Origin of the sequence: Bacillus sp. JHAA (assembly GCF_036961585.1) — a bacterium.
Lineage (GTDB): Bacteria > Bacillota > Bacilli > Bacillales > Bacillaceae > Bacillus > Bacillus velezensis.
Genome location: NZ_JBAMDE010000003.1, coordinates 1 through 14,721, shown reverse-complemented (window position 1 = coordinate 14,721; position 14,721 = coordinate 1). Strand labels below are relative to the sequence as shown.

Sequence of the window (14,721 nt, the reverse complement as noted above, 5' to 3'; positions counted from 1 at the left end):
AGCTGACTTTATATTACAATAAAAAACCTCTCATGCCGGCGGGGGCATGAGAGGTTCGGGCGTCTATCAGTTTTGCACACTTTCATTTTCGTAAATCGGCACCCAGCCCTCAGTCGTCACGAAGATTCGGATTGCGACGACCCGGCGGTCTTCCTGAAGCGTAAAGTAGTGGCGGATGTTCTCCGGAACTGAAATCAAATCTCCCGGATTTAAACGGACGTCGAAAAATGTGCCGTCTTTGCCTTGAATGACGAAGATGCCGTGTCCGCTGACGATAAAGCGGACTTCATCATCCGTGTGGTGATGTTCTCTTTGGAAATTTTTTAATAATTCATCAAGATTCGGCGTGGTGTCTGATAAAGAAATGACATCCTGAGACTGATATCCGCGCCGGGCTGAAATGTCCTGAATCTCCGTGTCAAACGCCGCGAGAATCCGTTCTTTTTCATCTTCGGTTAGGTCGTATTTTTCCGAAAGCTCAGACGGAAGTTTTTCAATGTTCCACTGCTCATAGATCACCTCTTGTTCGTCTAAGAAGCGCGCTACTTCTTCCTGATGTTCAATGAGCGTATTTTTTTCGTCATGAATTCTGATGGTCGCCATTTTCTATTCCTCCTTTTATTTTACCAGCTGCGGCCGAAGTGACAGAAGCTTGAGGTGACAGCTGAATAAAAATTCATAGGCTTCCAGCACCCTTTTCGCTTCAAATGCGGTCCGCCCCCATGCCGTAATGCCGTGATTGCGGATTAACACCGCGCCTGATCCGGCGTCCGCATGGTGCGCGAAGTTTTCGGCCAATGCCGGGATATGCGCCGGATTGTCAATGATCGGAACGGTCACGGACGCGTTTTCCTCCCATAATCCGAGCGCCTTAATCATCTCCTGCCCCTGAAAAGTGATTTGTTTTTCATCCCCGTAAAGCTCTGAGATGACATTATTATTGACAGTATGGACATGCAGACAGCAGCCGGCGTCTGTCTTTTGGTATAAGTAAGTATGGAGAAGCGTTTCCGCTGAAGGTTTTAAAGAATGGCCGGTCTCAGCGGGCTTCCCGTACTCATCGATTAAGAGAAAATCTTCGTCTGTTTCTTTTCGTTTGTCTTTTCCGCTCGCCGTAACGAGAAAAGTCAGCGGCCCGTCGGATACTTTGATGGAAAGATTCCCGCTCGTTGCCGGGAACCAGTCTCTTTCAGCCAGCTCGCGTTTTACCTCGGCAAGTTCGCGCCAGCGTTCTTCTTTTGCAGCCATGCCTGCACCTCCCCGATGTTTTCAATGCCTGTTTTCACCTCATGAAAATCTTGAAAAGGCAGATGCCGGAGGCCGAGTTCTTTGCATTCAGTCAAAAGATAATCTCTCGCAAAGCACATATCGGACAACTTTGCAGCCTCGACATCCGTGACCGAATCACCGATCATAATGAGAAATTTCTGCTGATCGGATAGCTTACGGATGACTGACGGTTTGCAGCAGCCGCATTGATTGGTACAGTCTCCGTCACAGGCGTGCGGCCAGTCTATATGAATATATTCATTGTCAAAGGATGCATGATTGCAGAAAATCCGCTCCTTTTCTACGATCCCTTCCAAAAGCGGATGCACAAAAAAGTCCATTCCCCCGCTTACGATATAAAACGGGAGGCCGTTTGACCGGACAAACGAGACAAAATCCAAAAAGCCGTCCCGTATTTTCGCATCCTTCAGAATAAAGCCGGTCAGTTCTTCTTTTAAGCTGCTCGGCAGCAGTCCGAACATCCGGCCGACTCCTTCTTGGATTGATATGCTTTTAGACAGAACACCGTCTTTTAATTCAAGCCACTCAGGAGGCGCGAATTCTTTCATCATGCTGACAATGTTGTCGTTCATGGTGACCGTTCCGTCGAAATCACAAATAATCAGCGGCGTGCGGGTCATACGGCTTCCACCCTTCCCCATTTGTCTAATGCGAGCTGAAGATCTTTGCACGACGCGGCTTTTTCTTCAATCGGCTGCGCTTCAAGCACCGCATCAATGATGGCGCGGAACGCTTTTCCCCCGCCCTCGGCTCCTTTCGGATGGCCGTGAATGCCTCCGCCGGCATTGATGATGTGATCGATGCCGAAATCGCGCATCAACAATGGCACCATACCGGGGTGAATGCCTGCTGACGGGACGGCAAACGACGGATGAAAGACATCGTCTTTTACACATTCATCATGGATTGCAAGCGCGGACTCCTTCGGAAGAGCAACGGATCCGTAAGGTGACGGAAATAAACTGAAATCAGCGCCGCAATAGCGGTTCAGCTTGCCGAGCAAAAGCGCATGCGACAAGCCGTAAACGGGAGATGATGTGAACGCGCCGCTTACTGCCGGATGCGCCATGATCGGAAGCGGGATTTCCCTGTCTTCAGCAAGGCTCTGCATCACATCTAAACCGTAAGCGAACACATTCAATAAAAGCGCGTCCGCCCCGAGTTCTGCCGCGCGCCTCGCTTTATCCCGCAATTCAGCGGTCCTTCCCGTAAGGTTTACGGCATACAGCGTTTTATGCCCCGTCTCCTCCCGGGTTTCCTTCAGGACTTGTTTTCCTTCGATAATGCGGGTTTCAAACGGAGCCAGTTCATTTTCAAAGAAAATTTCGTCATCTTTAATCAGATCCACGCCGCCGAGCGCCTGCTGTCTGAGCTGTTCTTTAATGTCGGCGAGATCCCGTCCGATCACGCCTTTAAATATGCTCATCAGAAGCGGTCTTTCAAATTCGCCCAGCAGTTTGCGGATGCCGTATATACCGAATTTCGGCCCGGGAAGGGAACGTTTAAACCCTTCGGAAAATTCAAGATCAGTCAATTTTATTTTTCCGTCCAGTGACAGCTTTCCGAATACCGTCGTCAGGACGGCCGGAATATCTCTTGAAAAGTTCGCCTCGGGATAGGCGATGGTGATGACGGATTGTGTTTCGTTTTCTGAGGTTCCTTCTTTCTCCTCAACTTTTACGACCCGCCCTTTATGTTTTCTGAGCTGTTCCTGCTTCACCAGGGGCAGGTCAGTCCAGGAGCCTACCGTCAGCCCCGCCGCAATCTGTTCCGCCCGCTTTTCACTGTCCGTTGTGTCTGTCAGAAGATATGTTGCCAATACTTCGCTCATGCGTGAACGCCTCTCTTTCTTTCGCAAAACATAAAAAAACCTCTTCCGTATGAGCAGAAAGAGGCTTCGTGTTATGTCCGAATCTTATCTCTCAGCTCCTGCTGCAAGAATTAGCACCGTGCTTTATCAGTCGGTTGCCGGGCTTCATCGGGCTCGTCCCTCTGCCTGCTCTTGATAAGAATAATGATTTTATAAAGTATTTTGAATTATCGCATTGTTATTCTGATATGTCAATGTTTTTTCGGGTGAAAAGATTCAGTTTCCCGATCCGTTCCGCAGCTTCTTTAAGTCTTTCTTCACTTGTCAGAAGACCGACCCTTATATAGCCTTCCCCCCATTTTCCGAACCCGTTTCCGGCAGCGACCGCGACATCCGCTTTCTCGAGCAGCAGGTCTGAAAACGACTGTGACGTATAACCGTCAGGCACAGGGAGCCATGCAAAAAAGGAGCCCGCCGGAGCCGTCACATCCCAGCCGATATCGCGGCAGGCTTTAATCCATGCATTGCGTCTCGATTCATATCTGTCATTTTGCGCCGCGACGCATGCCTGATCCGCTGAAAGTGCGGCTGCCGCCGCCTGCTGCGCCGCGGGAAACAGGCTGACAAACATATGATCCTGATAAAGGTTGATCGCTTCGATGACAGAAGCGTTTCCGACGGCAAATCCGACCCGCCAGCCCGCCATATTATACGTTTTGGACAAGGTATAGATTTCGATTCCCGTCTCTTTTGCGCCTTCGGTCTGCAAAAAGCTCAGCGGTTTATGCCCGTCAAAGCCGACGGCTCCGTACGCGAAATCATGAACGACACAAATGCCGTTTTGCTCCGCAAAACCGACCGTCTCCTCGAAAAACGCCTCTGTCGCCACAGCGCCGGTCGGATTATTCGGATAATTGAGATACAGCAGCTTCGCCTCGCTCCGCACCTTTTCAGGAATTACACTGTAATCAGGGAGAAACCCTCTTTCTTCCGTCAGCGGCATCATTTCCATTCTCGCTTTTGCAAGGGCGACGCCTGACCAGTAATCAGGATATCCGGGATCAGGCACCAGAATGGTATCTCCCGGGTTTAAAAGACATTGCGGAAGCTCAACAAGTCCCGCCTTGCCTCCGAACAGCACGGCGACTTCCGTTTCCGGATCAAGCGTGACCCCGTACTCCCTTTCATAAAATGCAGCGGCTGCTTTTTTGAAGCTGTAAGCGCCCCGGAATGATGAGTATTTATGATTTTCCGGCCTTTCGACGGCGCGCTTCATTTCTTCAACGATATGCTGAGGCGTCGGCTGATCAGGGTTTCCCTGCCCTAAATTGATGACGTCTCTGCCTTCTTTCAGCTTTTGATTCACTTTTTGCACCAATGATGCGAAAAATTGTTCCGGCAGCTGTTTGAGTACATCTGAGATTTCAAAGTTCATATTTTCACCTTCTAAAAATGTCTTGAAATGATAGTCCATCATCATATATGGTTAAATAAAAAAAGTAAAGAGAAACTTGAGGTGTTAAAAAATGAAATGGACCGTTTCCTGTTTGCAATTTGATATTTCATACGGAAATCCTTCAGAAAACTTTAAAAAAGCAGAATCTTTGATTGAGCAAGAAAGCCGCCATGCTGATGTAATCGTGCTTCCTGAGTTGTGGACGACCGGCTATGATCTCACACGGCTAGACCAGCTGGCGGATGAAAACGGCAAAGTTTCGGAACAATGGCTTAAAGAAACGGCAAAAACATACAACGTACACCTCGTTGCCGGATCTTTTGCGGTCAAAGAAGGCGAAAATGTCTATAACACCATGTACATCGCCGATAACAGCGGACAGATCGTGAAGCGGTATCAGAAAGCCCATCTGTTTCAGCTGATGGATGAACACCTTTACTTGTCAGCAGGAAACAGCGACGGTTCCTTTGAGCTTGACGGTGTCAAGTGCGCCGGGCTGATCTGCTATGATATCCGTTTCCCCGAATGGATCAGAAAGCATACGTCCCAGGGCGCGAATGTCCTGTTTATCTCTGCGGAATGGCCTCTGCCCCGCCTTGATCATTGGCGAAGCCTGCTTATCGCCAGAGCAATTGAAAACCAATGTTTTGTCGCAGCCTCTAACTGCACGGGGTCCAATCCCGATAATGAATTTGCCGGCCACAGCCTGATTATTGACCCGTGGGGCCGGATTTTAGCCGAAGGAGACCGGACGGAAGGCGCAGTCCGGGCGGAAATCGATGTGTCAGAAAGCGCGGACGTGCGGGGAACCATTCCGGTTTTCCAAGACTTGCGGCGTGATTTATATTAATTTTCAAAAAAATGTTGACAAGAATATCCGGCACCTGCTAATATTTTCATCAACTGATTAATCCGAATTGTGATACAAATCAATATATTTTTCTCTTATCGAGAGTTGGGCGAGGGATTGGCCTTTTGACCCCAACAGCAACCGACCGTAATTCCATTGTGAAATGGGGCGCGTACATTTTGCGCCGAGACGATTGTCTCATAAGGCACGGTGCTAATTCCATCAGATGTTATCTGAGAGATAAGAGGCGGACTGCACTGTTTCAGCCTCCTTCTCTTTCAGAGAAGGAGGCTTTTTTTCGGGCGTATTCTCCGTCACGATCTCTTACTGCCACTACATAATTGGAGGGTAAATCCATGTCAGCAACTAAAACAAGTCTTTATGAACAATTAACAGAAAGCTCCGCCGCCGCGTTAGCCGTCAAGCTCGGCTTATTCCAAAGCAAAAGCACTCTGACATGCCGTGAAATCGGCGACGGCAATTTAAATTACGTCTTTCATGTTTACGATAAAGAAAACAAAAAAGGACTGATTATCAAACAGGCGATTCCTTACGCGAAAGTCGTCGGTGAAAGCTGGCCGCTTACCATTGACCGGGCGAGAATCGAAAGCAGCGCCCTCATCCGCCAGGGCGAACACGTGCCGCACCTCGTTCCGGCCGTTTACTATTCCGATACTGAAATGGCCGTCACGGTAATGGAAGACCTCTCGCATTTGCGGATTTCAAGAAAAGGGCTGCTGGAAGGGCAGCATTATCCGAACTTATCGGTTCATATCGGTGAATTTTTAGGGAAAACGCTCTTTTACTCATCCGATTATGCGCTTGATGCGAAAGTAAAGCAGCAGCTCGCAAAGCAGTTTACAAATCCTGAGCTTTGTAATATTACGGAAAGGCTTGTGTTTACAGAACCGTTTCTCGACCATGAGACAAACGATTTTGAAGAGGAGCTGCGCCCATACGCAGAAAAAGTTTGGAACAATTCCCGGCTGAAAGAAGGCGCTGACGAATTGAAAGCCATCTTTCTGAATTCCGCGGAAACATTGGTTCACGGCGATCTGCACACGGGAAGCATCTTCGCAGATGAACATGAAACAAAGGTGATTGACCCCGAGTTTGCTTTCTTCGGACCGATCGGGTTTGACATCGGCCAATTTATCGCCAATCTGCTTTTAAACGCCCTCAGCCGCGACGGTGACGACAGACAGCCGTTATATGATCATACTGCCGCCGTATGGGATACATTTGTGAAAACATTCAGTGAAGCATGGGAGAAAGACTGCTTGCCTTCCCGCAGACACCTGCTGGAAGACACACTGAAAAACGCGTTTGAGGAAGCGGTCGGTTTTGCGGGATGCGAATTGATCCGGCGCACGATCGGACTCGCCCATGTGGCTGACTTAGATGAAATCACTCCGTTTGACAAACGAATCGAACGGAAGAAGCTGGCGCTTGAGATCGGCGCCTATTATATCGAAAACAGAAAAGAACTGAAGCATATCACCGAGGTTCTGGACCAATTTAAGCTCCGTGTAAAGGAATGATGCAGCATGACCAATGAATTTGCCATCCCCCGTTCTGTAGAATGGAAAGAAACCTACATCCGCATTTTAAATCAGCAAAAGCTTCCCGACGTCACTGAATATGTGGAACTTGAAACAAAGGAAGATGTATTCGACGCGATTGTCACGCTGAAAGTAAGGGGCGCCCCGGCCATCGGTATAACCGCGGCGTTCGGACTCGCGCTCTCCGCCAAGTCGTTTGAAGCCCGCGACCTTTCAGATTTCCGACGTCAGTTCGCGGACGTCAAAGCGTATTTAAACAGTTCAAGGCCCACTGCCGTCAACCTCGCGTGGGCGCTTGACAGACTGACGGATTCGATCAGGGATGCGATCTCAATCAATGAAGCGAAGACAACGCTCGTTCATGAAGCCATTCAAATTCAGATTGAGGATGAAGAAACATGCCGTATGATCGGCCAAAATGCGCTGCACCTTTTTAAAAAAGGCGACCAGATCATGACCATCTGCAATGCGGGCTCGATCGCCACAAGCCGGTACGGTACAGCGCTTGCCCCCTTTTACTTAGCGAAACAAAAAGATCTCGGCCTTCATATCTACGCATGTGAAACAAGACCCGTTCTCCAAGGATCACGGCTGACGGCGTGGGAGCTGATGCAGGGCGGAATTGATGTCACGCTCATTACGGACAGCATGGCCGCCCATACAATGAAGGAAAAACATATTTCTGCAGTCATTGTCGGCGCTGACAGAATTGCAAAAAACGGTGATACGGCCAACAAAATCGGAACGTACGGTCTCGCTATTTTGGCAAACGCCTTTCAAATTCCGTTTTTTGTGGCCGCACCGCTTTCGACATTTGACTTGCAGATTGAAAACGGCGATCAGATTCCGATTGAAGAAAGAGATCCGGATGAAGTCAGACAGATCTCCGGCATACGCACCGCTCCCGAGGATGTGCCGGTCTTCAATCCGGCCTTTGACATCACACCGGGCAGCCTGATTTCCGGCATTATAACCGAGAAAGGAATTGTGACCGGCTCTTACACGGAAGAAATTGAACAATTATTCGCTGACTGCCAGCTAAGCTGAAAAACCGCTGATGATATTGCCTCAGGCAATGTCAGCGGTTTTTTTGTCTGCACAATGTAATCACTTCATCTTTTTGGACGGCTGTAATGAGATGCATTTTAAAAAACAGCTCTGCATAACCGGCTATCTTTTGCGGACGGCTCATTTTCATCAGGCTTCGTCCTCCTTTTTCATCAGACCAACTTTTTTCACTTAATAAAATGATATGTCGGACGCGAAAAAACGGAACGTGCCATACGCTTTATTTTTCTTTATAGGATATTTGTTCGATGTTCAGCAGCACCGCTTTTACATCCGTCTTCGTGCCCGCGTATCCCGTTAAGGCGCTGTCTTTGCCGATTACCCGATGGCACGGGATCAAAATCGGCAGCCGGTTTCGTTTATTGGCTTGTCCGATGGCGCGCACCGCTTTCGGTTTTCCGATCGCTTCAGCCATATCGCCGTAGCTTCGGGATTCCCCGTAAGGAATCATCGTCAGCGCGTTCCATACCCTTTCCTGAAAGGGTGTGCCTTTTTGTCTCAGAGGCAGAGAGAATTGCTTTCTTTCTCCTGAAAAATATGATGCCAGCTGCTGTTTCGCCTCCGACAGCAAAGCGGTTTCGCACGGCTTTACGCCGGGCGCGTCTTTCCGCCATTCCTCAAAATCTTCCCCGGTGAGAAACAGGCCGGTAATAAAGCTCTCTTCCTCTGTTACGATGACGGTTCCAAACGGCGCTCTCACACTTGTAAAACAGATCATTCCCCGCTCCTTCTTTCTTCGGTATTCTGCCGGACCGGAAGCGTCAAATGAAAAACGGTGCCCTTCCCTTCTTCACTTTCCACATGAATGCGTCCCTGATGTTCTTCGATGATTTTATAGCTGACCATGAGACCGAGACCCGTTCCCCTGTCTTTTGTCGTGTAAAATGGTTCACCCAGACGTTTTAATTTGTCTTCGGAAATGCCTGTTCCTTCATCTTGAATAGAAATCAAAATGTGGTCTTGATCAGAAGACTGAATGGTCACGTAGATATTGCCGCCGCCCGGCATGACTTCAATGGCGTTTTTTAAAATATTGATAAACACCTGTTTTAATTGATTCGGTTCACAGTAAATCGGCGGGATGTTTCCGGTCAGGTTCAGATGGATCTGCACATTGACAAGATTGGCCTGGGCATTCAAAAGATCAGCCGTGTCTTTCATAATCTGCGTCACGTCTTTTTCTTCATATAATATCGCCTGGGGTTTCGCTAAAATTAAAAATTCAGTGATGATAGACTCGATGCGTTTTAATTCTGAGGTAATGACGTTAAAGTACAGAGAATATTCGCCTTCAATGCTTCCTTGAAGAAGCTGAATGAACCCTTTCAGCGCCGTCATCGGGTTTCTGATTTCGTGGGCGATGCCCGCCGCCAGCTCCCCTACAACATGAAGAGTGTCGGATTTCCGCAGCCTCTCTTCAAGCTCTTTGGCCTCTGTGACATCTTTAAAGATGGCCAGATTCATATTTTGAATGATATTTCTTTTGAAGGAGAATTCCAGTTTGCGGCTGTCGCTGCTGCTTAACAGGAAGGGGATTTCATTATCCATTCCTTCTAAATCAATCTTTCTGGCGGGAACACCCGCGTTTTCAATATCAAATAAAGAAAGAATATCCGGAACGGTGTACGCTCTCAGCTCCTCATCCGGCATACCGAGTATACGGCTTGCGAGAGGATTCGCGTCAATAATGCGGAATTGGTTGTCAAATAAGACCTTGCCGTCCATTGAGCCGTTGAATACTTTTCTGAATTTCAGCTCGCTTTCCCGCAATTCTTTTTCCATCCGCTTACGATCGCTGACATTTCTTAAAATGGTTAAATGCTGACCTTCAAGTATGGTTCGTTTTGATGTGAATTCCAGCTCTTTAAATTGGCCGTTTGCCATCTGAAACAGCATTTCTTCACGGATTTCCCCGTATTTTTCATATTTTTTCTTAATCTGCTTATATTTTTTCTGCGGATCAACGATAAACGTACATAAATTCGTCTCCACCAGCTTATCCATCGGCAGTTCGAAAATGCGGCACGCCGATTCGTTTGCTTTGGCAATCTTTCCGTCATCAGACCAAATGACAATCGCGTCCATGGCGTTTTCAAAAATTTCGCGGAATCGCTCTTCGCTTTTGAAAAGTTTCAATTCCATCAACCGTTTCTCTGTTATGTCTCTCATAATGGACATGTAGAACCCGCTGATTAAGTTGGACGTAATCGTAAATTCAAACAGCTTCTCTTCGCCGGACCGAAGCTTGACGGGCAGTTCTCCTTTGGCGTTTCCTTTTCTGCGGAGGGTTTCCCAGATTTCTTTCAGATGCTTTTTGTTTTCTCCGTCGGTAAAATGGCGGAGCGACAGATGGGACAATTCATTCTGGCCGATCTCAAAGCTTTTGCAAAAAGAGAGGTTCGCATCAATAAACCCGCCGTCCTTATCAAACAGCACGATGCCGTCGACAGCCCTGTCAAACAAATCTTTAAACAGCTGCTCGTTCATGGAGAATTCGCGCTCTAATATTTTTTTAGAGGAGATATCCCTCATCACCACAAAAAAATAATCCTCTCCAATTCCGTCTCTGGCGAGGAATTCAATGTATTTCGTCGCGCCGCTGTCAAGCTTAATCGGCACCTCTTTCCACAGATGGCCTTTTTTTAAAAACTTTTTCACGGCCTTATTCAGTTCTTCCTGAGGCACGGAATATAAAAAATCCAGGACTGAGCGGTTAATGAGGCTCTCTGCCTCAATCTGCATCATCCGGGCCGCAGCCTCGTTCGCCTGGACGATTTTCATTTCCTTACGGCATATAAAAATGGCATCAAGCGTGTTATTCATAATCACGTGATACCGGTTCAAATCACTCTTCAGGCGGTCATTTTCCTCTTTCATCCGCTTCAGCTGCTCTTTCAGCGAGTCTTTTGTTTGCAAATCCAGAGTTTCAGCCATTCAGTACACTCCTTCTTCAAAAACCTATCCTTCAATATTTCTACAAAATACCTCATCTTCCTTCATTCGCCCTATACATTTCAGAAAATTTCAATGATATGACAAGTTAAAGTCTTTTTCTACGATCCTTACCTCCCCATTACATCATCCTAACAATCCCTTTTGTCCTCCTTCAATTTTTTGTTTTTTATTTTAAAATGAACACCAACAGGAAATAATCATGCAGTGGATGATTTTTGAAGAGAAGGTGATGCTATGACAAAATCGCGAGACAGTTACTTTGACAACGCCAAGTTTATCTTGATTTTTCTGGTGGTGTTCGGCCATATCCTCCGGTCATTTATTAACGGAAATGAGTTTATGCTCCATCTCTACAAATTCATTTATACTTTTCATATGCCGGCCTTTATCCTGGTTTCCGGCTATTTCGCAAAAAACTTTAAGCGGAAAGGTTATGTGAAGAAGCTGGCTGTGAAGCTGATTATTCCGTACTTGATTTTTCAGGGCATTTACTCAGTTTTTTACTATTTGATTCAGGATGAAAGCATGGCAAGCGTCAATCCGATTGATCCGCAGTGGTCTCTCTGGTTTTTAGTCAGCTTATTCTTTTGGAATCTGCTGCTTTACCCCTTTACGAAGCTGCCGAAAATGTGGGCGCTTGGGGCGAGCTGCGGGCTTGCCGTCATGATCGGGTATCTTGATTTTATCAGCAGCACGCTGAGTCTTTCACGGACGTTTGTTTTTCTACCGATGTTTCTCGTCGGGTTTTATTTAAAGAAGCAGCACTTTGATTTGCTTCGGGCTAAAAGAGGCAGGCAGATTGCCGCGGGCGTACTGGGGATTGTTTTCCTCTTATGCTGGTGTATTGATTTTGATTACTCGTGGCTGTTCGGATCGGAGCCTTATTCTACATTCGGCACAGTGTCGCTGTTGAGCGGTCTGTCGCGCATCGGCTGGTATGTTTTGGCCTTTGCCGCCACTTTCAGCTTTTTAGCGCTCGTTCCGCAAAAGCGTTATTTCTTTACGAAATGGGGTACGAGAACGTTTTACGTGTATCTGCTGCATGGATTCATTATAAAAACGCTGCGGCAGATCGGGCTTGAAGATCACTTATCTGATTATCAGAATTTAGTCATGCTCTTAATTTTAACGGCCGCTCTTACGTCCATTCTCTCCAGCAATGCGGTGAAAACGGCCGCACAGCCGTTTATTGAGCTGCGGATCACCGGCTGGCTTGAAGCGGTGAAAGGAACAAGAAACAGTGCTTATTCGAAATAATGCAAAATACCTCTTAAGCGTTGCCGCCTAAGAGGTATTTTTTATTGTTTGCCGTCTTCTTTTTTCTTTGGCTTCGTCTGTTCAAGCGTTTCAATCCATTTTCCGGCGTTATAATCACCGAGCTCGCTTGCAAACTCTTCTTCAAGCAATTTAGGGTCCATCGGCTTTTTATGGTTTTGCATGTCTTTGCTGTGGCGGTTTTTTTTCGTCATGTTACTCGCCTCCTTGTTTGCCGTGTTTTGATTTGCGGTTTGCGCCTCTCAGTCCGGGATCACCGTCATATTGTGTTTTGTATGCATCTTTGTCCATGCTCTCAGTCGGTGTGTTGTTGTTGGTCAAAGCTTCATTCTTTGCTGCTTTGCGTTTCATTTGATTTCCTCCTTCTGTCAGCAAATCTGTTTTGAATTCATCAAGCATTTTTTTTAAGTCACGCACTGTCACGTTTTTGGCCTCATCAATGAGTTCATAGCCGATCTGTCCGTTCGGCTCAAGCAGCACATATTTAAAATCTTGAATGTCTCCGAGGCCTTCCTGCCTGATCCTCATTGACAGCTGAGCTTCGGTAAAACGCATTTTTTTTAAATTTTCCGGGATGATTTTTCCGTTTCTGACAACAGCGACGGTTTTTCCTGAAAATAAAAACTCAAAAAAGCTTGATTTGATTTCTAAATATTCCATCAGGATTAATACCGCAATAAAAATCGCCGCCGCGAAAATGGTTTCCCATAAATTATGTTCAATAAACGGCTGAATAATAATCGAGCCGATCGAAATCATGATGACTGTCTGGGTCACCGACAGCTGGCTGATTGATTTCCGTCCGGCAATCCGCAATAAAAAGGTACCGACCGCTATCATAACTACCGACTTCCAAAATACGGCAAACAATGACGTCACCTCTTTACAAGTAGAATCTCCAAAGAAACTGTTTCCACTCATCCATTTTACGGCAATAAAAAACACCGCTTTCTAAAAAGCGGTGTCAGCCGATAATCATTCTTTCCTTCGGATAGTGATAATTTGCTTCGATTTCTTTTCGGCCGATCAGATAAAGGAACGTCAAAATGCCGATCCGGCCGATAAACATGACAATCATGATGACGCATTTTCCGATGTCGCTTAAATGCGGAGTAATCCCAAGCGACAGGCCGGTCGTTCCGAATGCGGAACACACTTCAAAAAGCAGTCCGAGGAGCGTCTGATTTTTCTCGGTCACGGCCAGAATCAGCGTCGATCCGAACACGAGCAGAATCGCCATCATCGTAACGACCAGCGACTTCATGACATCAGCCTGGTGAAGCTCGCGTTTAAAGACCTTGACCGCTTTATTCCCCCGGGCAAAATGAAACAGGGCAAGAAGGTTAAGCGCAAACGTCGTCGTACGGATTCCGCCGCCGACCGAGCTCGGTGATGCGCCGATAAACATGAGGGCACAGATGAAAAATAATGTCGGCGCCGACAGCTGGCTGATATCAATTGTCGCAAGCCCGCCGCTTCGCGTAGCGGTTGATTGAAAGAGACATAAAAATAAAACATCATGCCAGCTTTTCCCCTTCATGACATTGCTTGCTTCAAGCGCGTAAATGCCCACGGCTCCGAACAAAACGAGCATTCCGAACGTAACGGTCGTAATTTTCGTAAACAGCGTGAATGAGTATCTGCGCTGTTTTGAAAACAAAAAGTCTTTTACTTCTACGAGCACCGGAAAACCGATCGCACCGAAAATAATCAGAAGCATCGTAATAAACTGCACGAAATAGTCATGTCTGAACGGGACGAGTGAATTTCCCGTAATATCAAAACCGCCGTTTGTCGTGGCGCTGACGCTCGCAAAGAATCCGTGCAAGTACGCCTGTTCAAACGAATCATAATACGTTAAAAAATATGTTCCTAAGATGATGCCGCCTAAAAACTCGATTAATAAAATCAAAAACAGCACTTGCTTCATCAGGTTGACGATACCGGAAAACTGCGATTGATTCTGATCCACCATTATGAGCTTCCGTTCCCGCAGACCGATCCGTTTGCCCATAATGAGCCAGACGAATGTTCCGAGCGTCATGATGCCGATTCCGCCGAATTGAAGCACGAAAGCCAAAATGACAATCCCGGCCGTGCTGAATGTATCAGCCGTGTTGACGACCGTTAAACCGGTGACACTGACTGAGCTGACAGCCGTAAACAGCGCGTCTATAAACGACCAGCTGGCCCCTTGTTTGTGGGCGGCCGGCAGACTTAGCAAAATAAATGCCACCGTCACAGCAAGAAAATAATATAATGCAATCAGCTGTGCTGGCGACAAGATCTGTATGAATTTCTTCAGTTTTAATTTCATAAGATAGTTCCTTCTGCCTCTCAAATGTAGTACGTAATTATTCTAATGATATTGGGAGAATTTTTAAAGGTCTTTTTAGAAAGATTTTTCATTACCTTATGTAATTTGCCGATCTTTAAACAAAAAACCTCTGAAACG

General features: G+C 46.9%; 14 protein-coding genes and 2 riboswitches. Of the genes, 4 read left to right on the top strand and 10 right to left on the bottom strand.

Going from position 1 to position 14,721, the window contains the following annotated elements:
• Positions 1-66: 66 nt before the first annotated feature.
• The 5 genes from V7728_RS07655 to V7728_RS07635 all read right to left on the bottom strand — a co-directional run bounded on the left by V7728_RS07655 (position 67) and on the right by V7728_RS07635 (position 4,535).
• Positions 67-603 (bottom strand): 1,2-dihydroxy-3-keto-5-methylthiopentene dioxygenase, encoded by a 537-nt coding sequence (locus V7728_RS07655; protein WP_007408465.1) that lies wholly within the window; start codon positions 601-603, stop codon positions 67-69.
• A 15-nt stretch (positions 604-618) separates the two neighbouring features.
• The gene (locus V7728_RS07650) at positions 619-1,248 is read right to left on the bottom strand and encodes a methylthioribulose 1-phosphate dehydratase (protein ID WP_014417578.1); all 630 of its coding nucleotides are present in this window, start codon (positions 1,246-1,248) and stop codon (positions 619-621) included.
• Complete coding sequence (gene mtnX / locus V7728_RS07645) at positions 1,206-1,910, bottom strand: 2-hydroxy-3-keto-5-methylthiopentenyl-1-phosphate phosphatase (protein WP_060561767.1); 705 nt, start codon at positions 1,908-1,910, stop codon at positions 1,206-1,208. Before mtnX ends, V7728_RS07650 begins: the two co-directional genes overlap by 43 nt.
• Entirely contained in the window at positions 1,907-3,121 is a 1,215-nt protein-coding gene (gene mtnW, locus V7728_RS07640; RefSeq protein ID WP_015239734.1) for a 2,3-diketo-5-methylthiopentyl-1-phosphate enolase, read from the bottom strand. Before mtnW ends, mtnX begins: the two co-directional genes overlap by 4 nt.
• A gap of 81 nt (positions 3,122-3,202) precedes the next feature.
• Positions 3,203-3,302, bottom strand: a riboswitch (SAM riboswitch).
• Between the two features lie 36 nt (positions 3,303-3,338).
• Entirely contained in the window at positions 3,339-4,535 is a 1,197-nt protein-coding gene (locus tag V7728_RS07635) for a pyridoxal phosphate-dependent aminotransferase (RefSeq protein WP_099566694.1), read from the bottom strand.
• Between the two features lie 91 nt (positions 4,536-4,626).
• Here V7728_RS07635 and V7728_RS07630 point away from each other — a divergent pair, with 91 nt between their 5' ends.
• The 3 genes from V7728_RS07630 to mtnA all read left to right on the top strand — a co-directional run bounded on the left by V7728_RS07630 (position 4,627) and on the right by mtnA (position 8,015).
• Positions 4,627-5,406 (top strand): carbon-nitrogen family hydrolase, encoded by a 780-nt coding sequence (locus V7728_RS07630; protein ID WP_060561770.1) that lies wholly within the window; start codon positions 4,627-4,629, stop codon positions 5,404-5,406.
• A gap of 92 nt (positions 5,407-5,498) precedes the next feature.
• A riboswitch (SAM riboswitch) is annotated at positions 5,499-5,653 on the top strand.
• A 109-nt stretch (positions 5,654-5,762) separates the two neighbouring features.
• Positions 5,763-6,947, top strand: coding sequence for an S-methyl-5-thioribose kinase (mtnK, locus tag V7728_RS07625; RefSeq protein ID WP_099566693.1), 1,185 nt, complete (start codon positions 5,763-5,765; stop codon positions 6,945-6,947).
• A gap of 6 nt (positions 6,948-6,953) precedes the next feature.
• A complete protein-coding gene (gene mtnA, locus V7728_RS07620) occupies positions 6,954-8,015 on the top strand; it encodes an S-methyl-5-thioribose-1-phosphate isomerase (protein ID WP_003154704.1) in 1,062 nt (353 codons plus the stop codon).
• A gap of 241 nt (positions 8,016-8,256) precedes the next feature.
• On the opposite strand, the gene V7728_RS07610 is transcribed toward mtnA, so the two are convergent.
• Together V7728_RS07610 and V7728_RS07605 are read right to left on the bottom strand one after the other, a co-directional pair.
• The gene (locus V7728_RS07610) at positions 8,257-8,754 is read right to left on the bottom strand and encodes a methylated-DNA--[protein]-cysteine S-methyltransferase (protein ID WP_099566692.1); all 498 of its coding nucleotides are present in this window, start codon (positions 8,752-8,754) and stop codon (positions 8,257-8,259) included.
• On the bottom strand, positions 8,751-10,970 hold the full coding sequence (locus V7728_RS07605) for a PAS domain-containing sensor histidine kinase (RefSeq protein ID WP_099566691.1): 2,220 nt from the start codon (positions 10,968-10,970) through the stop codon (positions 8,751-8,753). The genes V7728_RS07610 and V7728_RS07605 overlap by 4 nt, the downstream gene beginning before the upstream one ends.
• 255 nt (positions 10,971-11,225) lie before the next feature.
• Between V7728_RS07605 and V7728_RS07600 the strand changes: the two genes are divergently transcribed.
• Entirely contained in the window at positions 11,226-12,248 is a 1,023-nt protein-coding gene (locus V7728_RS07600) for an acyltransferase family protein (protein ID WP_032871312.1), read from the top strand.
• A 41-nt stretch (positions 12,249-12,289) separates the two neighbouring features.
• Here V7728_RS07600 and V7728_RS07595 read toward each other — a convergent pair whose 3' ends face one another.
• The 3 genes from V7728_RS07595 to V7728_RS07585 form a co-directional block, all read right to left on the bottom strand.
• A complete protein-coding gene (locus V7728_RS07595; protein ID WP_007610936.1) occupies positions 12,290-12,460 on the bottom strand; it encodes a hypothetical protein in 171 nt (56 codons plus the stop codon).
• A gap of 1 nt (position 12,461) precedes the next feature.
• Positions 12,462-13,136: a DUF421 domain-containing protein gene (locus tag V7728_RS07590; RefSeq protein ID WP_021493789.1), complete on the bottom strand. Its 675-nt coding sequence runs from the start codon at positions 13,134-13,136 to the stop codon at positions 12,462-12,464.
• 94 nt (positions 13,137-13,230) lie between these two features.
• On the bottom strand, positions 13,231-14,583 hold the full coding sequence (locus tag V7728_RS07585; protein WP_099566690.1) for a TrkH family potassium uptake protein: 1,353 nt from the start codon (positions 14,581-14,583) through the stop codon (positions 13,231-13,233).
• Between the last annotated feature and the right edge of the window lie 138 nt (positions 14,584-14,721).

What these genes read in the sequence shown, in the direction of transcription:
- mtnW (WP_015239734.1), bottom strand. Translation starts at nt 3,121, where the DNA reads ATGAGCGAAGTATTGGCAACATATCTTCTGACAGACACAACGGACAGT.
- V7728_RS07605 (WP_099566691.1), bottom strand. Translation starts at nt 10,970, where the DNA reads ATGGCTGAAACTCTGGATTTGCAAACAAAAGACTCGCTGAAAGAGCAG.
- V7728_RS07650 (WP_014417578.1), bottom strand. Translation starts at nt 1,248, where the DNA reads ATGGCTGCAAAAGAAGAACGCTGGCGCGAACTTGCCGAGGTAAAACGC.
- V7728_RS07595 (WP_007610936.1), bottom strand. Translation starts at nt 12,460, where the DNA reads ATGACGAAAAAAAACCGCCACAGCAAAGACATGCAAAACCATAAAAAG.
- V7728_RS07655 (WP_007408465.1), bottom strand. Translation starts at nt 603, where the DNA reads ATGGCGACCATCAGAATTCATGACGAAAAAAATACGCTCATTGAACAT.
- mtnA (WP_003154704.1), top strand. Translation starts at nt 6,954, where the DNA reads ATGACCAATGAATTTGCCATCCCCCGTTCTGTAGAATGGAAAGAAACC.
- V7728_RS07630 (WP_060561770.1), top strand. Translation starts at nt 4,627, where the DNA reads ATGAAATGGACCGTTTCCTGTTTGCAATTTGATATTTCATACGGAAAT.
- V7728_RS07635 (WP_099566694.1), bottom strand. Translation starts at nt 4,535, where the DNA reads ATGAACTTTGAAATCTCAGATGTACTCAAACAGCTGCCGGAACAATTT.
- V7728_RS07585 (WP_099566690.1), bottom strand. Translation starts at nt 14,583, where the DNA reads ATGAAATTAAAACTGAAGAAATTCATACAGATCTTGTCGCCAGCACAG.
- V7728_RS07600 (WP_032871312.1), top strand. Translation starts at nt 11,226, where the DNA reads ATGACAAAATCGCGAGACAGTTACTTTGACAACGCCAAGTTTATCTTG.
- mtnX (WP_060561767.1), bottom strand. Translation starts at nt 1,910, where the DNA reads ATGACCCGCACGCCGCTGATTATTTGTGATTTCGACGGAACGGTCACC.
- V7728_RS07610 (WP_099566692.1), bottom strand. Translation starts at nt 8,754, where the DNA reads ATGATCTGTTTTACAAGTGTGAGAGCGCCGTTTGGAACCGTCATCGTA.
- mtnK (WP_099566693.1), top strand. Translation starts at nt 5,763, where the DNA reads ATGTCAGCAACTAAAACAAGTCTTTATGAACAATTAACAGAAAGCTCC.